This is a genomic window from Phaeobacter sp. JH20_08, assembly GCF_048056635.1.
Taxonomy (GTDB): domain Bacteria; phylum Pseudomonadota; class Alphaproteobacteria; order Rhodobacterales; family Rhodobacteraceae; genus Phaeobacter; species Phaeobacter bryozoorum.
Genome location: NZ_JAYMVV010000005.1, coordinates 619,616 through 639,904 on the forward strand (window position 1 = coordinate 619,616; position 20,289 = coordinate 639,904).

At 63.4% G+C, this 20,289-nt stretch carries 19 protein-coding genes and 1 tRNA gene; 8 read left to right on the forward strand and 12 right to left on the reverse strand.

Annotation, left to right across the window (positions count from 1 at the left end):
* Positions 1-135 precede the first annotated feature (135 nt).
* From VWY75_RS04945 to VWY75_RS04960, 4 genes are all read left to right on the forward strand, one after another.
* A complete protein-coding gene (locus VWY75_RS04945) occupies positions 136-1,143 on the forward strand; it encodes a carbohydrate ABC transporter permease (RefSeq protein WP_260102984.1) in 1,008 nt (335 codons plus the stop codon).
* A gap of 13 nt (positions 1,144-1,156) precedes the next feature.
* Positions 1,157-2,305 (forward strand): carbohydrate ABC transporter permease, encoded by a 1,149-nt coding sequence (locus VWY75_RS04950; protein ID WP_416539266.1) that lies wholly within the window; start codon positions 1,157-1,159, stop codon positions 2,303-2,305.
* Between the two features lie 65 nt (positions 2,306-2,370).
* On the forward strand, positions 2,371-4,029 hold the full coding sequence (locus tag VWY75_RS04955) for an alpha-amylase family glycosyl hydrolase (protein WP_416539267.1): 1,659 nt from the start codon (positions 2,371-2,373) through the stop codon (positions 4,027-4,029).
* 31 nt (positions 4,030-4,060) lie between these two features.
* Positions 4,061-5,152: an ABC transporter ATP-binding protein gene (locus VWY75_RS04960; protein WP_340544861.1), complete on the forward strand. Its 1,092-nt coding sequence runs from the start codon at positions 4,061-4,063 to the stop codon at positions 5,150-5,152.
* 22 nt (positions 5,153-5,174) lie between these two features.
* Here the strand turns inward: VWY75_RS04960 and VWY75_RS04965 are convergent, their stop codons facing one another.
* The 3 genes from VWY75_RS04965 to VWY75_RS04975 are packed head-to-tail and all read right to left on the reverse strand — an operon-like array spanning position 5,175 to position 8,301.
* The gene (locus VWY75_RS04965) at positions 5,175-6,254 is read right to left on the reverse strand and encodes an ABC transporter substrate-binding protein (protein WP_416539268.1); all 1,080 of its coding nucleotides are present in this window, start codon (positions 6,252-6,254) and stop codon (positions 5,175-5,177) included.
* On the reverse strand, positions 6,224-7,639 hold the full coding sequence (locus tag VWY75_RS04970) for a sensor histidine kinase N-terminal domain-containing protein (protein WP_416539269.1): 1,416 nt from the start codon (positions 7,637-7,639) through the stop codon (positions 6,224-6,226). Before VWY75_RS04970 ends, VWY75_RS04965 begins: the two co-directional genes overlap by 31 nt.
* Entirely contained in the window at positions 7,636-8,301 is a 666-nt protein-coding gene (locus tag VWY75_RS04975; RefSeq protein ID WP_260090142.1) for a response regulator transcription factor, read from the reverse strand. The genes VWY75_RS04970 and VWY75_RS04975 overlap by 4 nt, the downstream gene beginning before the upstream one ends.
* A 131-nt stretch (positions 8,302-8,432) precedes the next feature.
* On the opposite strand from VWY75_RS04975, the gene VWY75_RS04980 reads away from it, so the two are divergent.
* From VWY75_RS04980 to VWY75_RS04990, 3 genes are all read left to right on the forward strand, one after another.
* Positions 8,433-9,410 carry a Bug family tripartite tricarboxylate transporter substrate binding protein gene (locus tag VWY75_RS04980; RefSeq protein WP_416539270.1) on the forward strand — a complete coding sequence of 326 codons (978 nt, stop codon included), beginning with the start codon at positions 8,433-8,435 and terminating at the stop codon, positions 9,408-9,410.
* A gap of 148 nt (positions 9,411-9,558) precedes the next feature.
* On the forward strand, positions 9,559-10,053 hold the full coding sequence (locus tag VWY75_RS04985) for a tripartite tricarboxylate transporter TctB family protein (RefSeq protein WP_416539271.1): 495 nt from the start codon (positions 9,559-9,561) through the stop codon (positions 10,051-10,053).
* A gap of 1 nt (position 10,054) precedes the next feature.
* Positions 10,055-11,572 (forward strand): tripartite tricarboxylate transporter permease, encoded by a 1,518-nt coding sequence (locus tag VWY75_RS04990; RefSeq protein ID WP_416539272.1) that lies wholly within the window; start codon positions 10,055-10,057, stop codon positions 11,570-11,572.
* Between the two features lie 58 nt (positions 11,573-11,630).
* Here VWY75_RS04990 and VWY75_RS04995 read toward each other — a convergent pair whose 3' ends face one another.
* Genes VWY75_RS04995 through VWY75_RS05025 form a run of 7 tightly spaced genes read right to left on the reverse strand, consistent with a single transcriptional unit; the run spans position 11,631 to position 18,269 of the window.
* Positions 11,631-12,563, reverse strand: coding sequence for an AEC family transporter (locus tag VWY75_RS04995; protein ID WP_340544869.1), 933 nt, complete (start codon positions 12,561-12,563; stop codon positions 11,631-11,633).
* A gap of 51 nt (positions 12,564-12,614) precedes the next feature.
* Positions 12,615-13,412, reverse strand: a complete 798-nt coding sequence (locus tag VWY75_RS05000; RefSeq protein WP_340544870.1) for an MBL fold metallo-hydrolase — start codon at positions 13,410-13,412, stop codon at positions 12,615-12,617.
* Positions 13,412-14,233, reverse strand: a complete 822-nt coding sequence (locus tag VWY75_RS05005) for a TatD family hydrolase (RefSeq protein ID WP_416539273.1) — start codon at positions 14,231-14,233, stop codon at positions 13,412-13,414. The genes VWY75_RS05000 and VWY75_RS05005 overlap by 1 nt, the downstream gene beginning before the upstream one ends.
* Before the next feature lie 44 nt (positions 14,234-14,277).
* A complete protein-coding gene (locus VWY75_RS05010; RefSeq protein ID WP_416539274.1) occupies positions 14,278-15,399 on the reverse strand; it encodes a DNA polymerase III subunit delta' in 1,122 nt (373 codons plus the stop codon).
* Positions 15,396-16,100: a dTMP kinase gene (gene tmk, locus VWY75_RS05015; protein ID WP_416539275.1), complete on the reverse strand. Its 705-nt coding sequence runs from the start codon at positions 16,098-16,100 to the stop codon at positions 15,396-15,398. The genes VWY75_RS05010 and tmk overlap by 4 nt, the downstream gene beginning before the upstream one ends.
* Positions 16,097-17,287 (reverse strand): D-alanyl-D-alanine carboxypeptidase family protein, encoded by a 1,191-nt coding sequence (locus tag VWY75_RS05020; protein ID WP_340544874.1) that lies wholly within the window; start codon positions 17,285-17,287, stop codon positions 16,097-16,099. Before VWY75_RS05020 ends, tmk begins: the two co-directional genes overlap by 4 nt.
* A 52-nt stretch (positions 17,288-17,339) precedes the next feature.
* Complete coding sequence (locus VWY75_RS05025) at positions 17,340-18,269, reverse strand: SPOR domain-containing protein (RefSeq protein ID WP_416539276.1); 930 nt, start codon at positions 18,267-18,269, stop codon at positions 17,340-17,342.
* A 333-nt stretch (positions 18,270-18,602) separates the two neighbouring features.
* Here VWY75_RS05025 and VWY75_RS05030 point away from each other — a divergent pair.
* Positions 18,603-18,692 (forward strand) — tRNA-Ser (locus tag VWY75_RS05030).
* Between the two features lie 75 nt (positions 18,693-18,767).
* Here VWY75_RS05030 and cobF read toward each other — a convergent pair.
* On the reverse strand, positions 18,768-19,535 hold the full coding sequence (gene cobF / locus VWY75_RS05035; protein WP_340544877.1) for a precorrin-6A synthase (deacetylating): 768 nt from the start codon (positions 19,533-19,535) through the stop codon (positions 18,768-18,770).
* A 69-nt stretch (positions 19,536-19,604) separates the two neighbouring features.
* Positions 19,605-20,282, reverse strand: coding sequence for an energy-coupling factor ABC transporter permease (locus VWY75_RS05040; RefSeq protein WP_416534760.1), 678 nt, complete (start codon positions 20,280-20,282; stop codon positions 19,605-19,607).
* Positions 20,283-20,289: the final 7 nt, after the last annotated feature.

Sequence of the window (20,289 nt, forward strand, 5' to 3'; positions counted from 1 at the left end):
AGGTGCGGGCTGCCTCTATCAGGTCGGCCCGCACCATTTGCAGTTTTCCCATCGAAGATCCGCGCCGATCTGCCCGCCTGCGTTGCTGCCGGGGGCTGATCTGCCCACTCCACCCCACCGCGAAGGGAGTTTCTCATGCACCCAGCCATTCAGGGCCTGCTCACAATCGCCTTTGGCGTCGGAGGGTGTGTCGGCTATTTCTACTTCTCCAATCTGGTGCTGGACCGGGTGATCTTTCCGGCACGCGGTGCGCATATCGCCCGCAATATCCGCCGCGCCAACATGATCCGACCCTGGCTGTTCCTGTTGCCCGCCTTGCTGGCGCTGGGGCTTTATCTGGCCTATCCGGTGGTCGAGACGCTGCGCCTTTCTGTCAGCGAACGCCTGCCCGGTGGCGGATCTGAATTCGTCGGTCTTGCCAACTACCAGCAGATGCTGGCCGAGGCGAAATTCTGGGAAGCGCTCAAGAACAATTTCCTGTGGCTTCTCGTGGTGCCTGCCGCCTCGACCGCCTTCGGCCTGCTGGCCGCACAGCTGACGGACCGGTTGGCCTGGGGCAATATTGCGAAGTCACTGATCTTCATGCCGATGGCGATCTCCTTTGTCGGGGCTGCGGTGATCTGGAAACTGGTCTATGACGCCCGCCCCGAGGGCACCGAGCAGATCGGCGTTCTGAACGCGCTCTACATCTATTTCGGCGGCGACGGGCCGATGCAGTGGCTGACCATCCCGTTCTGGAACAACTTCTTCCTGATGATGGTGCTGATCTGGATCCAGACCGGTTTTGCCATGGTGATCCTCTCCGCCGCCCTGCGCGGCATCCCCGAAGAAACCGTTGAAGCCGCCATCGTGGATGGGGCCGGACCGTTTCAGATCTTCTTCAAGATCAAGGTGCCGCAGATCATGGACACGATCGTCGTCGTCTGGACCACCATCACCATCGTTGTGCTCAAGGTCTTTGACATCGTCTTTGCCATGACCAACGGCCAGTGGGAGACGCAGGTTCTGGCCAATTACATGTACGACAAACTGTTCCGCGCCAATGACTGGGGCGTCGGCTCCGCCAGCGCCATGGTCATCATGCTTCTGGTCCTGCCGATCCTGGTCTGGAACGTCTACAACGCCCGCCGCGAAATGCGCTGAGGAGAAGACCGCCATGACAATGATTGCCGGACAAAAACCTGCGCTGACCTGGGCCTTACGCCTTTCTGTGGTGCTGCTCGTGGGGCTGTGGCTGTTCCCGACGCTGGGCCTCTTGGTGTCCTCCTTCCGCACCGCCGATCAGATCGCGACCAGCGGCTGGTGGCGCGCGATGTTCCCCAGTGAACAGAACCTGACCCTGCGCATTGACCCGCCCAGCGAACAGCTGCGACAGGGAGATCTCTTTGTGATTGAGGGCCGCCTCTTTGCCGAAGACACCAGCAGCGAGATTTCCGCCTGGGGCACCTCGGCGCGCGAGCCTGCCGCCTATCAGCCCGGTGAAACGGCCGAGCTGCGCCGTGGCGGCACCCTGTCGGTTGCGGCAGATGGCGCCTACCGGTTGGAAAGCACCGAGGAAATCAGCGGCAAGCGCGGCCCCCGGGTGTTTGTCACCGCAACCGTGCCGCCGGAATTCACGCTGGAGAACTATGAAACAGTGCTCATCTCCGGCAATTCAACCGACAATATGGCCAAGGCATTTTTCAACACGCTGACCGTCACCATTCCGGCAACCATCATCCCGATCCTTGTTGCCGCCTTCGCGGCCTATGCGCTGGCGTGGATGGAATTTCCGGGCCGCGCCCTGCTGGTGGCTGCCATCGTTGGCCTGCTGGTGGTGCCATTGCAACTGGCGCTGATCCCGCTACTGAAATTCCACAATGAGATCGGCATCGGCAAAGGCTACATCGGCGTCTGGATGGCCCACACCGGCTTTGGCCTGCCGCTCGCCATCTACCTCTTGCGCAACTACATGGTCGGCATTCCACGCGATATCATCGAAAATGCCCGTGTCGATGGCGCGACCGATTTCATGATCTTCACCCGCATCATCCTGCCGCTGTCCTTTCCGGCGCTGGCCTCATTTGCGATCTTCCAGTTCCTGTGGACCTGGAACGACCTTCTGGTGGCCATGGTGTTCCTGATCGACGCCACCGGGGAAACCACCGTGATGACCAAACAGATCGTTGAGCTGCTGGGCACCCGTGGCGGCAATTGGGAGATCCTCGCAACCTCCGCCTTTGTCTCGATTGCGGTGCCGCTCGGTGTCTTCTTTGCCATGCAGAAATACCTCGTCCGTGGCCTCCTTGCAGGCTCGGTCAAGTGACGTGATCCGCAGGCCGGATCACACCGGTCCTGCCTCTTACTCTACAGACTATGGAAACAGCTGATATGAACGCTCAAGCTCAACTCGACCCGGCACAGGTTCTCGCCGCTGACCCCGATTGGTGGCGCGGTGCGGTGATCTATCAGATTTACCCGCGCAGCTATCAGGACAGCAACGGCGATGGCATCGGTGACCTCAGAGGCATCACCCAGCGCCTGCCGCATATTGCTTCGCTTGGGGTGGATGCGATCTGGATCTCGCCATTCTTCACCTCCCCGATGAAGGATTTCGGCTATGACGTCTCCGACTATTGCGACGTCGATCCGATGTTCGGCAGCCTGTCCGACTTTGACCAGCTGGTCGCGACGGCGCACGGCCTGGGCCTGCGGGTGATGATTGATCTTGTGCTGTCGCATACCTCTGACCAGCACCCGTGGTTCGGCGAAAGCCGCCAGAGCCGCGACAATGCCCGCGCTGACTGGTACGTCTGGGCCGACCCGCAGCCCGATGGCACGCCGCCGAACAACTGGCTGTCGATCTTTGGCGGCTCTGCCTGGCAATGGGATCCCCGGCGGGAGCAGTATTACCTGCACAACTTCCTTGTCTCGCAGCCGGATCTGAATTTTCACTGCCCCGCCGTGCAGGACGCGCTGTTGGATGTGACCCGCTTCTGGCTGGAGCGCGGCGTTGATGGCTTCCGTCTGGATACCATCAACTTCTATTTCCACGACGCTGAGCTGCGCTCAAACCCGGCCCTGCCGCCAGAGCAGCGCAATGCCACCATCGCGCCCTCGGTAAACCCCTATAATCACCAGGAACATCTCTACTCCAAGAACCAGCCGGAAAATCTGGCTTTCCTGGGCCGGTTCCGCGCGCTTCTGGATGAATACCCGGCCAAGGCGGCCGTGGGCGAGGTGGGCGACGCGCAGCGCGGTCTTGAGATCATGGGCAGCTACACGGCAGGCAACAGCGGCGTTCACATGTGCTACGCCTTTGAACTCCTGGCCAAGGATGTGCTGACCGCCTCCCGGCTGGCCGAAGTCTTTGCCGAGGTGGACCGTGTGGCCGCAAATGGCTGGGCCTGCTGGGCGTTTTCCAACCACGATGTGATCCGCCACAGCAGCCGCTGGGATCTCAGCCCGGAGGCGCAGCGCCTGTTCACCACCATGATGATGTGCCTGCGCGGCACCACCTGCATCTATCAGGGCGAGGAGCTGGGCCTGCCAGAGGCAGACATCGCCTTTGAAGATCTGCAGGACCCCTATGGCATTGAGTTCTGGCCCGAATTCAAGGGCCGCGACGGCTGCCGTACGCCAATGGTCTGGGAACCGTCAAACAGCGCAGGCGGCTTCAGCGAAGGCAAGCCATGGCTGCCCGTCTCGCCCGAGCATCTCAGCCTGAGCGTCGCCAGTCAGGAAGCCGACCCGCAGGCCATGCTGCACCACTACCGCCGCGCCATCGCCCTGCGCAAGGCACATCCGGCGCTCGCGGTGGGCACTCATGATCAGCTGCGGGCAGAGGGCAATGTCGCCTTCTTCACCCGTCAAGACCGCGACGAGGTGATCTTCTGCGCTTTCAATCTGGGGGACACCCCGGCAGAGATCACCCTGCCGGAGGGCACATGGCGCAGGCCCGACACCGACATCGCCCTGGCCGACCTGCCGCAAAGCGGCGCCCGTGTCGCGCTGGCACCGTGGCAGGCCTGCCTTGCGGTGCGGGTCTGACAGAAACGACGAGCAGGGGAGGGACCAGTAGATGGCAAACCTGAAATTGACCAATGTCGCCAAGACCTACGGGGGCGGCGTCGAGGTCCTGAGAGATATCAATCTCGATATCAAACAGGGGGAGCTGATCGTCTTTGTCGGCCCCTCTGGCTGCGGCAAATCCACCCTGCTGCGGATGATCGCGGGGCTGGAGCGGATCAGCGGCGGCACGCTGGAAATCGACGATGCGGTGATGAATGATATCCCGCCCGCCCAGCGGGGCATCGCGATGGTGTTCCAGTCCTATGCGCTCTATCCGCATATGACCGTTCGCGACAACATGGCCTTTGCGCTGAAAATCGCCAAGAAGAGCAAGCCTGAGATCGACGCCGCCATCGACCGCGCCGCCAAGATCCTGCAGCTGGAGCCTTATCTCGACCGCCTGCCCAAGGCGCTGTCGGGCGGGCAGCGCCAGCGGGTCGCCATCGGTCGCTCCATCGTGCGTGATCCGAAGGTCTATCTCTTTGACGAGCCACTCTCAAATCTGGACGCGGCCCTGCGGGTCGCCACAAGGATCGAAATCGCCCAGCTGAAAGAGGCGATGCCGGACAGCACCATGATCTATGTGACCCATGATCAGGTGGAGGCGATGACGCTGGCCAGCCGCATTGTGGTTCTGGCCGACAAAGGCATCGCACAGGTCGGCACGCCACTGGAGCTGTACCAGCGCCCGGAGAATGAATTTGTCGCCCAGTTCATCGGCTCGCCCGCAATGAACCTCATTCCCGGCACTGTGATCGCCACTGGCCCACGCACCACCGTGCGGCTCAACAGTGGGGAAGAGGTCATCGCCGATATCCCCACGACCGACGCCGATCAGGGGCTCGCGGTGAATGTCGGCGTCCGGCCCGAGGATCTGGTCGAAACCGGCACAGGCGGCGCGCTGATCGACAGCCGCGTCGATATTGTGGAGGCTCTGGGTGAGGTGACGGTGCTCTACATCGCCGCAGGCGAGGGCAAGGATCCCCTGATTGCGAAACTCCCCGGCATTCACAAGGGGTTGCGCGGCTCCTCTGTGCGGCTCTACGCCGACCCGGCCAAGCTGCATCTGTTCCACAACGGCCAGTCGCTGCTCTATCGTTGAGCGGTGCGGGCGGCAGGCGGGCTTATTTCTGCAACACGGTGCTGCGCCATTCTTCGATAAAACGCGCCCGTTTCAGCCGGTCCAGAAACACCAGCAGCCCCGGTCCCATCTGGATCGGGCGCAGCGCCGCCTCGGGACTGGCGGCCCCGGTTGGATACCTTGGGAACGGATAGGCCGGATCGCGGCTGCTTCCCCAGGCCGCGCGCAGCAGATGGTCGATAAAGGCGCCGGCCAGATCCGGCCGCTCTGCCCCCTTCAGCACCACGGCGGTGCGCAGCATCATGTTGGTGTAATCCTGCGGATCCACGATCTCGATCCGATCCGCCAGATCATCCCGCGCGCGGGCGTAGCTGCCCAGCACGTTATAGGCAATCGCCAGATCTCCCCGCGCGACCGCCTCGATCATCTCGCCGGAACAGCAATAGAGCCGCAGGTCAAGACTGCCGAAAATCTCCATCATCCGCCAGAAACTCTCTGAGGTGCGCAGATCCTGCGTCGCAAACAGATAGCCAAGGCCGCTGGTCTCGACATCATAGGTGCCGATGCGGCCCCGGAACCGGTTGGGGTATCGCCGTAAGAGCGACATCAGCGCCTGCCGGCTGCGCGGCATCTCCAGCCCCTCAAAGGCCGCCGGCGACAGCACAATCGACGCAGGCTCCTGCGAGAAGGCAAAGACATGATCGCGCCAGTTGCCCCAGACCGGCAGCTGCGCCGTCGTGGTGGAGCGGTGCGCCAGCGTATAGCCGTCATTGGCCAGTTTGGTCTGCAAATCCAGCGCCGAGGAAACGGCCAGATCAAACGGCGCGTTCTCCTCCACGACCGCCCGCATCAGCTCGGCACTGCTGACAGCAACATAGTCCACCACCACGGTCGGTCGCGTCCGCAGGAAGCTATCGACAAGCGGCGCCAGCAGATCGGTGTCTGTGGTTGACAGAACCCGCAGCAGATCCGGTGCCGCCTCGGCTGCGGCAGGCCCAAAGCGACGGCGATCTTCGATCTCAAACGCCTGCGCTGCGATCCCCAGCTGAACAAGCGCCAGTAGCGCCAGACACAGACCCCGCACCGGGCGGCTCACGACAGCGGAAAATACAAGGATACGCATGATCCCTCCCGTCTTGGGGCCGCCGCTGGCGGGCCGGTGGTGGCCTCGCTGGGGGCAATGCGCAGCCGTCCGCCATGGGCCTCAACCACCTCGCGCGCGATGGTAAGGCCAAGTCCGGAGCCGATGGTGCCTTCGGCGTTTGTGCCACGGGCAAACCGCGCGGTCAGCGCGTCGGTGTCGCCATCCGGAAACCCACCGGCCTCATCGATGATGCTCAGCCGCAGCGCCTGTCCCTCCCGGCGCAGGATCACCTGCACGTCGCTTTCGCCCGGCGCATATTTGATTGCATTGTCCAAGAGGTTGCGCACCGCGTTCTGGATCAGGATCGGATCACCCGACAGGGCCGGTGTCTGCGGCAGGTCGCAATGCAGCGCGATGTCCTTCAGCTCGGCAATCGGACGAAGCCGGTTCAGAAGCTCCCGGCAGAGGGCCCCCAGATCCACCTCTTCGCGCAAGAGGCTGTCAGTGCGAAAGGTCACCATCGCATGATCCAGCAGCTGACCCGCCGCGCGCGAGCTTTCGTCAATTGCGCGGATCATCTCGCGCAGCGAGGCGCGGTTTTCGTCCCGCTCAACCCGGCGCAGCGTGATCTCCGCCTGCGTGCGCACAGTGGCCAGCGGCGTGCGCACCCGGTGCGCGGCCTCGGCGATGAAATCCTCCGACCGAGACAGCGAAATCCGCAGTCGGTCGATAAACCGGTTGAGCGAGGACACCAGCGGGATCATCTCCGAGGGCACGGGCCTGCGCACCGGGCGCAGATCCTTGGGCCCGCGCCGCGACACCGCCCCGGCAAGTTCGGCCAGCGGCCGCACACTGGATTGCGCCGCCCAGATCGCGAGGACTGCGGCAATGACAAAGAAACCGACCCCCAGTTGCAAGGCGCGGCGTGTCAGCTGCGCCAGCTGCGCCGATTGCCCCTCGCGGGTCTGCGCCACCGAAATAATCAGGTCGGATGCCTGCCCGCCCAGCGAAACCCGCCGCGCCAGCGTCACCATCCGAATGCTGTCGCCCTTGTAGCTCAGCGTTTGAAACCGGGGCGCCCCCTGTCGCGGCAACGGGTCGGGTCGGGGCAGGTCGTCGTAACCGGTCAGCACCAGCTGATCCTGCGCCACGCGATAAAATACCCGGTCATTGCTCACGTTGCCCAGCATCGACAGCGCCGCATAGGGGATATCCACTGTCACATCGCCCGAGCGGACCGAAACGGAATCCATGATCGAGGTGGCCGAGGCCTGTAGAATGCTGTCATGGGTCTGCTGCGACACATCGCGGGTGAAGACCAGCACGATAAAGAACAAGAGCGACGCCAGAAAGGCCGCACTCCCCACCAGTTGCAGCGTCAGACGCCGCCGGATCGACCCACTGGTGCGGATGGCCTCGCTCATGCAAGCGACATCCGGTAGCCAAGGCCGCGCACCGTGGTGATCTCCACCTCAGATCCGGCCAGATGCTTGCGCAGCCGCGCCACATAGACCTCGATCGCATTTTCCGAAACGTCCTCCTCATAGGAGAACAACCGGTCCACCAGTTTCGACTTGGAAAAGATACGGTCCGGCGCGTTGATGAAAATCTCCAGCAGCCGCAGCTCCTTGTTGCGCAGCGATACGGTTCTGCCGCCCACCGTCAGGGTTCCGGCAAGCGGATCAAAGATCAGCGCACCGAATCGTTTCTGGTTGGAACTGCCGCCACCATGGCGCCGTAGCACCGCCCGGCAACGCGCCTCCAGCTCGGAAAAATCAAAGGGTTTGGTGATGTAGTCATCCGCCCCCAGATCCAGCACACCAACCCTGTCCGATACCTCGGACCGTGCCGTCAGCACAATCACCGGCGTTGTGCCCTGACGGTTGCGATGGGATTTCAAGAAGCTGCGGCCATCCCCGTCTGGCAACATAATATCCAGTAAAATCAAATCGTAATCCGCGGTCGCCGCATAGTCATCCGCCACCGCCAGATCCGGGGCATGGTCCACCACATGGCCATCCATCCGCAGCCGGTCCTCGACGGCGGCCGCAAGGCTCAGATTGTCTTCAACCAGCAAGAAGCGCATAGGAGTCCATTCATCCAGGTGGCCGGGCAGGTGGCGGCTGCATCGGGTGTGACAGGTTTGTGTCAGCTTAACGTGTTCCCTTCCAGTCATGAGCGGCCAAGCCGCCATTTGTCAAATGGGAGGACAAACAGATGAAAATGACTTTGACCCGGCGCGCCCTGATGGCCGTGACCGCTGCGACACTGGCCTTTGCGGCGCCGGTTTCTGCGGATGAAATGGTGGACAGCATCCACTTTCTGATCCCCGGCGGCGCAGGCGGCGGCTGGGACGGCACCGCGCGCGGCACCGGTGAGGCGCTGACCAAGGCGGGGCTTGTGGGCAATGCCTCCTACGAGAACATGTCCGGCGGCGGCGGTGGCAAGGCGATCGGCTATCTGATCGAAAACGCCGAGAGCAACCACGGCACCCTGATGGTGAACTCCACCCCGATTGTGATCCGCTCGCTGACCGGTGTCTTCCCGCATAACTTCCGTGACCTCACCATGGTCGCAGGCACCATTGGCGATTACGCGGCCATCGTGGTGGGCAAGGACAGCTCGATCAACTCCATGTCCGATCTGATTGCCGCCTATCAGGCCGATCCGCGCAAGACCGCCATCGGCGGTGGCTCGGTACCCGGTGGCATGGACCATCTGGTTGCCGCGATGGTGATGAAGGCCGCAGGCGAAGAGCCGACGGCGGTGAAATACATCCCCTACGATGCAGGCGGGGTTGCCATGGCGGCGCTGCTGTCCGGTGAAATCGCAGCACTCTCCACCGGTTTCTCCGAGGCGATTGATCTGGCCAACGCAGGCGAGGTGAAAATCATCGGCGTCACCGCCGAGGACCGCGTGCCGGCCTATGCAGACGCCCCCACGATGAAAGAACAGGGGATCGACGCAACCTTCGTCAACTGGCGCGGTTTCTTTGGCGCCCCCGGCCTTCCGCAGGAAAAGGTCGACGCCTATCGCGCGGCCCTGGCCAAGATGTATGACACCCCCGAATGGGAAGAGGTCCGCGCCCGCAACGGGTGGGTCAACATCCACAACAGCGGCGATGATTTCGTCAGCTTCCTGGAAGGTCAGGAAGAAGTCATCAAGAGCCTGATGCAGGAACTCGGCTTCCTCTAAGTCTGGCAGAGCAGACAGGCGTCCGGTCCGAGAGGTGTCGGGCGCCCGCCTCTGACGACAGAAACCGGCGGCGCAGATCTTCGGGAGGAGCCGCGCTGCCTCTCAGGTTTCATTCTGAACATATCTCACCAAAGGGGGGGAGAGCCTCATGGCGCTCGACCGATGGATCGCGCTGGTCATCCTCATGATCAGCCTCGCCTATGGCTACACGGCCTTTTTCACCATGGACGAAGGGCTGCCGCCGTTCATGAAATTCAATGCCATCTGGCCCAGCACCTTCCCCAAGGGGCTGTCGGTTCTGGCGGTGATCTGTGCTTTGATCATCCTGCTGTCGCCGCAGAAATCCGATGCAGGCCCAAAGACGGGTGACATCGATTACCGCCGCCTGCTGGATTACAAGCTGGGGCAGGCCACGGCACTTCTGGCGATGATGGTTCTCTACGCGCTGGCGCTGCGTCCGGTGGGGTTCCTGATCGCCACCGTTGGTTTTCTGGTGATCAGCGCCATGATCCTTGGCGAGCGCAAGCTGCATATCCTGATCCCCATCGCGGTTCTGGCGGCTGGCGTGGTCTGGTATCTGGTGCAGCAGGTGCTGGGCATCTACCTGCGCCCGCTGCCCTTCTTCTTGGGAACTGGGGGCTGATATGCTGGATGGTATTCTGATCGGCCTCAGCACGGCCTTTTCCTTTAGTAACCTCCTGATGGTGATCGGTGGCTGCCTCATCGGCACCTTTATCGGCATGTTGCCCGGCCTAGGCCCGATGAGCATCATTTCCATCATGATCCCGGTGGCGATCTCCATCGGTGATCCCTCTGCCGCGCTGATCCTGCTGGCGGGTGTCTACTATGGCGCCATCTTCGGTGGCTCGACTTCGTCCATCCTGATCAACGCGCCGGGTGTGGCCTCGACAGTGGCGACGTCCTTCGATGGCTACCCGCTGGCGCGGCAGGGCAAGGCCGGCAAGGCGCTGACCGTGGCCGCGATCTCCTCCTTCTGCGGCGGCAGCATCGGTGCGGTGCTGCTGATGATTTTCGCGCCTGCACTGGCCAGCGTCGCGCTGCTGTTCCACTCCGCCGAATACTTCGCCTTGATGGTGGTGGGGCTGTCGGCCATCGCCGCCTTTGCGGGGACCGGCCAGGTGGTGAAGGCGCTGCTGATGACGGTGCTTGGCCTGATCATGGCCACCGTGGGCGAGGGCGCGCTGTTCAACATGCCCCGCTTTACCATGGGCATTATGGATCTTCAGTCGGGCTTCGGTTTCATCACGCTGGCGATGGCGATGTTCGCCCTGCCGGAGGCGCTTTATCTGGTGCTTGATCCCAGCCGCTCTGCCAGCGAAGGCGGCAGCAGCGAGATCAAGGATCTGCGCATCACCAGAGCGGAGGCCAAGTCCATCGCGCCGGTGATTGGCCGTCAGTCGATCCAGGGCTTTCTGATCGGCGTCCTGCCGGGGGCCGGGGCCACCATCGCTTCCTTCCTGGGCTACGCGGTGGAGCGCAATATCGCGCCTAAGGACGAACAGAAAGAGTTCGGCAAAGGCTCGATCAAAGGCCTCGCCGCGCCCGAAAGCGCCAATAACGCGGCCTGCACCGGCTCCTTTGTGCCACTGCTGACGCTGGGCATTCCCGGCTCCGGCACCACTGCGATCCTTCTGGGCGCGCTGATTGCGCTCAATGTTTCGCCCGGTCCGCGCCTGATGGTGGATGAGCCGGAGATCTTCTGGGCCGTGATCATCTCGATGTATGTCGGCAATCTGGTTCTGCTGATCCTCAATCTGCCGCTGATCCCCTATATCGCCAAGGTGCTGGCGGTCCCGCGCAACTACCTGATCCCCTTCATCTTCTTCTTTACGTTGATGGGGGCCTATATCGGGCAGAACAATGCGACAGAGTTGCTGATCCTTGTGGGGCTGGGGATCTGTGCCACGGTGCTGCGCTTTGCCGACTATCCGCTCGCGCCCTTGCTGATCGGCTTCATCCTGGGGTCGATGCTGGAGGATAATTTCTCCCGCTCGATGCAGCTCTATGATGGGCTGGGCTTCCTGATGGAACGCCCGATGACCATCGGCCTGCTGGGGCTGGCAGCCATTCTGGTGATCCTGCCCAGCTACCGCGCCCGCCGCGCGCGGCTGCGTCAGGCCGGGGTGGCGGACGGCGACTGACGGGCGCCATGGAAACAGACCATCGGGGGCGCTGTGGCGCCCCTGTTTGTTTGCCCCCTCAGCCCAGGATCAGCAGCCACAGCCAGACTGTCAGGATACAGCTGCCGGTCGCAATCAGCACCGAGGAGGCCGCCACCCGTTTCGCGCGCCCATACATATTGGCAAAGATATAGGCGTTGAACCCCGGCGCCATGGCCGCGTTCAGCACGCCGGAGCGGAACAGATCCGGCTGCACCTTCAGCGCCGTGCCCATGCTCCAGACAATTGCCGGATGCACCATCAATGAGATCGCGCAGACAAAGCCAATGGCGCGCAGATCGCCCTCTGGCCGGTATTGCACCAGCACACCCCCCAGTGCGAACAGCGCCGCAGGCAGGGCGGCGCGAATGACCAGCGACAGCGCCTCATCCACCGCCTGCGGGATCCACAGGCCCGAGAGATTGACGACAAACCCCAGGGCGATGCCCAGGATCAGCACATTCTTGAACATCGCGCTCAGCACGGCCTTCACCGTCTTGCTGCTGCCAGCGCCCCGGCTGCGCACGATCTCCATCACCGTGATCCCCAACCCGTAGCAAAACGGCGAGTGAAAGGCGATGATCGCATAGTTGCCGGTCAGATTGTCGGCACCATAGGCCCGTTCCGTGATCGGCAGCCCCAGCAGGACCGAATTGGAGAACAGGCAGCAAAACCCGATCGCCACGCAATCTTCCCAGTCGCGTTTGAAAATCAGCCGCGCGCCCGCCATGCCCAGACAGAAACAGGCCGCGGCGCCGGTGTAGAAACTGATCAGCAGGCGCGGATCGAAACTCGCCGACAGATCCAGCGTCGCAATGGCGCGGAACAACAGGCAGGGGATGGCAAAGCTCTGGGTGAATTTCATCAGCCCATCGACATGACTGGCCTGAAAATACCCCCGCCGAGTGGCGATATACCCCGCACCGATGACCAGAAATACTGGCAGGATGACATCAATCAGGCTCTGAAACATGACGTGCCTTCCTATCGGCGGGAGAGGGGTCTGCCCACCGGCGGACGCGGATCAGATCGGGTATTCGATCACCATCCCGTCATAGGCCGGGTCGATGTGATCGGGGGTCTCTGCGGCGACCTCGGCATAATCGAGATCAATGTGCATATTGGTCAGCACCGCGCGTTTTGGCGCCATCCGGTCGATCCACTCCAGCGCCTCGTCCAGCGACAGATGGGTGGGATGTGGCTTGCGGCGCAGCGCATCCAGAATCCAGCAGTCCAGGTCCTGCAATTCCACCAGCGCGCTGTCGGGGATCTTGGCCACATCCGGCAGATAGGCCAGATCGCCAATGCGGAACCCCAGCGCATCCATGGAGCCGTGGTTGACCTCAAACGGGCGCAGGGTGATATCGCCACCGGGGCCAGAGATGGTCAGCGGTCCATCAATGCTGCGCAGGTCCAGAATGGGCGGGTAGGGAGAGCCTTCGGGCTGCACAAAGGCATAGCCGAACCGCGACAGCAGCGCGTTCTGCGTTTCGCCATCGGCATAGACCGGAATGCGGTCGCGCATGTTGAAGACGATCATGCGCAGATCGTCAATGCCATGCACATGGTCGGCATGGGAATGGGTGTAGACCACCCCGTCCAGCCGCCCGATACCACTGTCCAGCAACTGGCTGCGCATATCCGGGGAGGTGTCGATCAGCACCGTTGTCGTGCCCTCCGGCCCCTCACGCTCCACCAGCAGCGAACAGCGCCGCCGGGTGTTGCGCGGATTGGTCGGGTCGCAGGCGCCCCAATGCCCGCCAAGACGCGGCACCCCACCGGAGGAGCCGCAGCCCAGAATGGTAAAGCGCAGCACGCCCATCAGGCGGCAGCCTCATATTGGGCGGCTTTCCAGAACAGCCGGTCGAAATTTGCCTGCGTCTGCGCGGCAAAATCGGCGTAGTCCACACCAAACACCTCGGCACCCACGCGGGCGGTATGGGCGGTATAGGCCGGCTCATTGCGTTTGCCGCGATAGGGGGGCGGCGCCAGATAGGGCGCGTCGGTTTCCACCAGAATACGCTCCAAGGGGGCGGCGGCAAAAATATCGCGCAGCTCCTGGCTCTTGGGGAAGGCGGCGATGCCCGACATCGACAGGTAGAACCCCAGATCCAGCGCCGCCCGTGCCAGTTCGGGCGAGGAGGAGAAGCAGTGCATGACGCAGCTATAGGCGCCCTTGGCCATCTCATCGCGCAGGATCATCGCCATATCATCATCCGCCGCGCGGGCATGGATGATCAGCGGCAGGCCGGTTTCTCGCGCTGCCGTGATATGGGTCCTGAGCGATGTCTTCTGCACCTCAGCACTCTCAGCGGTATAGTGATAGTCCAGCCCGGTCTCGCCGATGCCGACAAACTTGGGATGCTGCGCCAGCGTCACCAGCTCATCAACAGACACCAGCGGCTCATCCGCGGCGCTCATCGGGTGGGTGCCGGCGGCATAGAACACCGGCGCATGCGCTTCGGCGATGGCGCGCACGGTGGGTTCATTGCGCAGCTTGGTGCAGATAGTGACCATCCGGGTGACACCGGCCTCTGCCGCGCGCGTCATCAGCGCGTCCAGCTCGCCCTCGAAATCGGGGAAATCCAGATGGCAATGGCTGTCCGTGATGGACGGGGGCATGGGGGAAAGGCTCTCGGTCATCTGTGCTCTCTGTCGCGTCCTGCGGGGCGGTCCGGTCGCCCGGATCAGCGCGCCGCAGTGTCCTGCATCTTGAAAACCGTATCTAGAACAAGTGCTGCGGGGTCAAGGTTCACCGCCTGACCGTGGCGCATCCGGGCTGTCACCTGCGCTGCCAGATCCGCCCAGGCCCGCGCCTTCTGCGGTGTTGGTGAAAGCCGCGACAGCACCGCGGCCTCCTGCGGGGCGGCCTCCGGCTGCGGTGCCATTCCGGTGGCCCCGGTGCGCGCCAGCCGCGCCAGCGCGGTGTCGATCAGTGTCAGCAGCAGCTCGAATTTGTCGGCCGCACCGCGCGCTGCGGCCTGTTCCGCCAGCGCCATGGCGCGCTGCCGATCCAGCCGGGGCATACTGTCCAGCAGCCGCACCACATCGCTATAGGCCTGTAGGCCGCCAAGGTTCAGCAGCCGCAGCGCCGCCCCGACAGAGCCATTGGCCAATGCGGCCAGATGATCGGCCTGACCGGGCAGCTCGGCCCCCGCCTGATTGAGCGCGGCCAGCATATCCTCAGGCCCCAGCGGCGACAGCCGCAGCAGGCGACAGCGCGACCGGATCGTCGGCAACAGCCGCGAGGGCTGATGCGACACCAGCAAGAGCGTCGTGCGGGCAGGCGGCTCCTCCAGCATCTTCAGCAGCGCGTTGGCGGCGCTGGTGTTCATCTCGTCGGCGGCATCGACAATCACCACCCGGCGCCCGCCGTCAGTTGCCGACAGGCCAAAGAACTTGTTCAGTGCGCGAATGTCGTCAACCACGATCTGATCGCGCAGCTTGCCCTTGTCGTTAATGCTGCGGGTGATCGAAGCCAGCCCCGGCTCCGCCAGCGCCTGAATACGATGCTTCACCGGGTGGTCCGCGCCAATCTCCAGCGAGGTGGCAGGCGGCGGCGCGCCAAACAGACCGGCATCCTCCGCCGGGGGCTGCGCCAGCAGAAAGGCCGCGATCCGCCAGGCCAGCGTCGCCTTGCCCACACCCTGCGGTCCGGTCACGAGCCAGCCGTGATGCAGCCGGTCCGAATTGAAGGCGGTCAGGAAATCCTGCTCTGCCTGATCCTGTCCGAACAGTTGAACCGTCTCGCGCGGGTGCGGCGCGCCAACGGTCTGATCCGCGCGCAGGGGGGCGTCATCCTTGCTCATCTCGCCGCGCCATTCTCTGCGGCGGCTGAGGTCACGCCGGGCAGCGACGGGGTGACGGTCGCCAGCACATCCTCGGCCACCAGCTCAATCGGGCGGTCCCCGTCAATGACGCGAAACCGGTCGGCAAACTCCTCCGCCAGCGCTAGAAACCCTGCGCGCATCTGCTGTTGCAGATTCAGACCGAAATCCTCAAACCGCTCCTCGCTGCCCTGACGCCCCTTGGCGCGGGCCAGCCCCTTGGCCGGGTCCATGTCGATCAGCACGGTCAGATCCGGTTCCTGCCCGATCATCAGCGCGTGCAGCTGGTCGACGCTGGCGCGCAGATCGCCGCGCGACAGCCCCTGATACATCCGGGTGCTATCGGCAAAGCGGTCGCAGACCACGACCTTGCCTGCCGCCAGCGCAGGCAGGATCCGCCGTTCCATATGGTCGCGCCGTGCCGCCGTGAACAACAGCAGCTCGGTCTCCGCAGACCAGCGGTCAGGATCCCCCTCCAGCACCAGACGGCGGATTTCCTCGGCACCATCGGAGCCTCCCGGCTCACGGGTCAGCACCACCTCATGGCCACGCGCCTCCAGCGCCTCGGCCAGCAGCCGGCATTGTGTCGATTTGCCGGATCCGTCGATGCCCTCAAAGGTCACGAACAGGCCGGGGTAAGCAGAGGCACCGCCGGAGCCAGCGGCAGGTTTGGCTGCTGTCACTGGCTGACCTCGGGACCGCTGAGGAAGCGTTTCACCAGCACCTGGGCTGCGGTTTTCACCCGCACCGGAAAGCCGCCGGTCGGAATGTCCTTCTCCGCCACCAGCGGCAGGCGCACCTCGGGCAGCTCGTCCGGTTGCAGCACCAGCTCGGCCAGCTTCTGGCCCTTCTCAATGGGGGCATCAATCGGCCCGGTATAGACCACCTCGCCGGTGATTTCGCGGCCCGCAAGCGCAGGCAACAACACATTCAGATCCTCGGCAGGCACCAGCCCTACGGTTGTCTCTGCCCCGCGCCAGACCTCGGCTTCTGCGACCGGAACACCCGCTTTAGCCACCGTTTTTTTGGCAAATTGGCGAAACGACCAGTTAACGATGGCCTCGGCCTCCTCTGCGCGGGCGGTGGTGCTGTCCAGACCGGTGATCACAAAAATCACCCGTCGGTCACCCTGTGCCGCGGAGCCCACAAGACCATATCCCGCCTCGGATGTGTGACCGGTCTTCAGACCATCCGCGCCAATGCCCAGACCCAGCAGCGGGTTGCGGTTGCGCACATTGGAGGGCGCGCGGCCATCAAATTCAAACTCCCGCTCGGCAAACAGCGGATAATACTGGGGGAAATCCTCGATCAGCTTTTCCGCCAGAATCGCCAGATCCTGCACCGACATACGGTGCCCGGCGGCGGGCCAGCCGTTGGAATTGGCAAAGGTGGAATTCTCCATCCCCATTTCCTGCGCCCGCTTGGTCATGTAGCGGGCAAACCCCGCCTCGGTGCCATCCGGGCTCAGCGCTTCGGCCAGCACCACACAGGCATCATTGCCTGACAGCACGATGATCCCGCGCAACAGATCCTCCACCCGGACCCGGTCCTGGGTGTTGAGGAACATGGTCGAGCCCTTGTAGCTCATCGCGTGTTCACTGACCGGCAGCCGCTCGTCCAGCGTCAGGCGGCCATCGCGGATCGCCTCAAACGCCACATAGAGCGTCATCAGCTTCGACATCGACGCAGGCGGCAGCGCCAGATCGGCGTTCTTGGCCAGCAGCACCGTGTCGGTCTCCTGATCCAGCACATAGGCGGCGCGGGCGCGGGTATCAAAAGCCGCCGCCGACAGCGCCGAGAGGCTGACCAGAAGGCCAGCCGCACAGGTCAGTTTCAAGGCAGAGCGAAACGGGGAGGGAAGAAAGGTCATGACAGGGTCGTCTTTCCGATTGGTCAGGTCAGGCAGCGCCGCACAGGCAGGGTCAATTGGTGACCGCATAGGCATCGGAGAAGCCGACGTCCTTTACGCTCTTCAGCAGCTGACTGCGTTCTGATTTCGATTGAGCCGGACCCACAAGCACCCTCCAGAACGGCTTGCCGTTGCTGGATTGGGCCAGGACAGAGGGCACAAGTCCGGCGTTGCGCATCTGATCGGCGGTGCGTTTGGCATTGGCCTCAACGCTGAAGATGCCGATCTGGATATAGGGTTTGCTCAGCGATGAGCTGGCCGCCGCCACCTTGGCTGTCGCAGCGGGTGCTGCGCTCACGGCGGCGGGCGCCGGGGCAATGGCGGTGGGGGCTGCGGCATCAATCGCAGCGGCTGCATCGGCAATCGGATCAAGCGGCTGGATGTCGATGTCAGCGGCATCGCTGATTGCGATATCCGCGTCATCCAGCAGCTCCGGCGCAGGTTGATCCGGGTCGGCCACAGCTTCGCGGCGCAGGGCGGTCACATTCAGCTCAACCGGCGCGCCCGCCAGCATGCCAAGCGCCTCGGCGGCATCTGAGGAGACCTGCAACCGGGGGCCGGGGATCTCCCGCTCGCGCCGGAACAGCGCTCCGATCACAAATTTGCCATTGGCCTGATTGCGGATGATCACCTGTTCGGGATCCTCGGCATCCGGATGCGCGACCCAGACCCCGCCCAGCGACGGGCGACCATCCCAGAGACCCGCTTCGGTCACCTGGAACACTTCCGGCGCCTCGACCTCGCGTTCCACCAGCCGGGTGCTGCTTGAGGGCGTGACGGCGCCCGTGTCCTGCGCCTTTGGTTTCAGAAAGGCCAGCCCGGGGCCATCCTCGCAGGCACCAAGGATCATAAGCCCGGCCAATGCCGCAGCCAGCCGCGCCCCGCGACGCGGCGCACCGAGGCGTCGCGCGCTGTGTTTCCGTGTCGACATAGCGTGAACCATGTGTGCTTCCTTGCCTGTATCTGACGGCGTCCCGCGCCCGGTCTTGTGCTCAGCCATATGACCAGTCACCCACCCCGAGCCGGTTGCTCCGGCGTCAGCTGTTCCTGTACCGGTTGTTCCGGCGCCCTTATGCTGGGCGCAGCATAGCCGTCAGGCAATCGCATGGAAACCCTGCCGCCGCCCGCTCGGCAAGATTTCGAAGATCGCGGATCCGCCCGCCCTCCACATCCCCGCAGGGGGCCAACAGCGGCTGAGCACGGCGCTGCAGAAATGCCGCCCGCTGCAATTCCCTCTTGCCAGAACGGCAACCAGCGCCTAAACCCTGCGCCGACCGGGGAGGTGGCAGAGTGGTCGAATGCGGCGGTCTTGAAAACCGTTGAACGTGAGAGCGTTCCCAGGGTTCGAATCCCTGTCTCCCCGCCACTCCAGCTGCCCTAAGCTCAAGCCCGTGGCCACAGTCATCGCCGAGCGCGAGACCGGACATCTGCGCAGCTGTTGTCAGCTGCGCCGCAGCAGGTAGATATCCATGATCCAGCCGTGATCCGCACGCGCCTTGGCACGGGTCTCGATGATCTGATCGGTGACCTCGGCCAGCGGACCCGAGATCGAAATCTCATTCGCCATGCCGGCATAGGCCGTCCACCAGATGTCGATGCCGTCAGCCTCAAGAGACTGGAACGAACAGGCGCCATCCAGCATCACAACCACGGTATCCGCAGTGGCAGGCCAGCCGGCATCGCGCAGCTGTCGTCCGGTGGTGATGGTGAAGGGGCCGTTGATCGTATTGATCGGGATCGCATGCGCCGCCGTCAGCGCCTGAATGGAGGTGATGCCGGGAATGACGCGCAGGGCAATCTCGGCCCGTGTTTTCAGCCGGTCCGCAATCCGCATCGTACTGTCATAGAGCGACGGATCCCCCCAGACCAGAAATCCAACCGCGCCGCCCTCGGGCAGGTGGCTGGTGATGGTCTGCCACCAGATCTCGGCAATGGCGTCATGCCAGTCATCCACCCGCTGGCGGTAATCCTGTGTCGCCTCATCGCGCACCGGCAGGTCGAATTCCACGATACGGGGGCCATCGCCCTGCTGTCCGCGACTGCGGATCGCCTCGGCGCAGATCGCCTGTCGCAGTCCCGCCAGATCATCTTTGCCGGCCCCTTTGTTGGGGATCAGGATCAGATCCTGCGCGTTCAGTGCCTCAACGGCCTGCAGGGTCAGATGCTGCGGGTTGCCGGTGCCAATGCCGATCAGGGTGAGGTCAATCATTGCGGGGCCTTTCAGACGAAAACACGGCCCCGAAGGCGGGGCCGTGCCGGTTCACTCATGTGCCAAGGATCAGGCGTTGTTGTAAAGACGCGGCGTGACCAGCGCGCTGCCATTGAGGCCACGCGTCGCCTTTGCCGCCGCCAGAACGGCCAGATCGGCAATCGGCTCGATCAGGATGACCAGCATATAGGCGCCGCCAAAGCTCAGCACCGAGGTCACGGTCGCGCTGCCAAATCCCTGACCGTAGAAGGCCCAGAACGCCACCCAGGCAACCACGCCGCCCTGATAGGCGGTGCTCAATGCCAGCGCCTGGCTGTATTTCAGGTCGATATAGGCGGTGCCCGGCGCGATGATGCGGCTTGCCAGCGCCTGCAGCGCAAACAGTGGCACCAAGAGCGTGGTCAGGTTGATGAAGTACATCGGCAGATCAAACGGCGCAAAGAACACGCCCTGGATCAGCAGACCCATCGCCAGACCAAAGGCCGCAGGCGCGGACCCGAGGATCAGGAACAGGGTCGAGCCGAGAATGAAATGCACCTCGGAGACGCCCACCGGGAAATGCGGCAGCACTTCAAAGAACACCAGCACACCCACGGTCGCGATCATCGCGCGCATCGCGTAGGAGGCGATATTGGTCCTCTTCAGATCCACAAAGGTCTCTTTTGCAGCATAGGTCGCGGCACCGGCTGCGGTGGCATAGGACAAGCCAATTTTGGTGGCATCAACGATGCCCGGTTCGATATGCATATCTGTC

Coding starts and splice junctions, on each gene's coding strand:
- VWY75_RS05040 (WP_416534760.1), bottom strand. CDS start 20,282: ATGCATATCGAACCGGGCATCGTTGATGCCACCAAAATTGGCTTGTCC.
- VWY75_RS04995 (WP_340544869.1), bottom strand. CDS start 12,563: ATGTTTCAGAGCCTGATTGATGTCATCCTGCCAGTATTTCTGGTCATC.
- VWY75_RS04955 (WP_416539267.1), top strand. CDS start 2,371: ATGAACGCTCAAGCTCAACTCGACCCGGCACAGGTTCTCGCCGCTGAC.
- VWY75_RS05025 (WP_416539276.1), bottom strand. CDS start 18,269: ATGGTTCACGCTATGTCGACACGGAAACACAGCGCGCGACGCCTCGGT.
- cobF (WP_340544877.1), bottom strand. CDS start 19,535: ATGATTGACCTCACCCTGATCGGCATTGGCACCGGCAACCCGCAGCAT.
- VWY75_RS05010 (WP_416539274.1), bottom strand. CDS start 15,399: ATGAGCAAGGATGACGCCCCCCTGCGCGCGGATCAGACCGTTGGCGCG.
- VWY75_RS04985 (WP_416539271.1), top strand. CDS start 9,559: ATGGCGCTCGACCGATGGATCGCGCTGGTCATCCTCATGATCAGCCTC.
- VWY75_RS04970 (WP_416539269.1), bottom strand. CDS start 7,639: ATGAGCGAGGCCATCCGCACCAGTGGGTCGATCCGGCGGCGTCTGACG.
- VWY75_RS04950 (WP_416539266.1), top strand. CDS start 1,157: ATGACAATGATTGCCGGACAAAAACCTGCGCTGACCTGGGCCTTACGC.
- VWY75_RS04945 (WP_260102984.1), top strand. CDS start 136: ATGCACCCAGCCATTCAGGGCCTGCTCACAATCGCCTTTGGCGTCGGA.
- VWY75_RS04990 (WP_416539272.1), top strand. CDS start 10,055: ATGCTGGATGGTATTCTGATCGGCCTCAGCACGGCCTTTTCCTTTAGT.
- VWY75_RS04965 (WP_416539268.1), bottom strand. CDS start 6,254: ATGCGTATCCTTGTATTTTCCGCTGTCGTGAGCCGCCCGGTGCGGGGT.
- VWY75_RS04975 (WP_260090142.1), bottom strand. CDS start 8,301: ATGCGCTTCTTGCTGGTTGAAGACAATCTGAGCCTTGCGGCCGCCGTC.
- VWY75_RS04960 (WP_340544861.1), top strand. CDS start 4,061: ATGGCAAACCTGAAATTGACCAATGTCGCCAAGACCTACGGGGGCGGC.
- VWY75_RS05000 (WP_340544870.1), bottom strand. CDS start 13,412: ATGGGCGTGCTGCGCTTTACCATTCTGGGCTGCGGCTCCTCCGGTGGG.
- VWY75_RS05020 (WP_340544874.1), bottom strand. CDS start 17,287: ATGACCTTTCTTCCCTCCCCGTTTCGCTCTGCCTTGAAACTGACCTGT.
- VWY75_RS05005 (WP_416539273.1), bottom strand. CDS start 14,233: ATGACCGAGAGCCTTTCCCCCATGCCCCCGTCCATCACGGACAGCCAT.
- VWY75_RS04980 (WP_416539270.1), top strand. CDS start 8,433: ATGAAAATGACTTTGACCCGGCGCGCCCTGATGGCCGTGACCGCTGCG.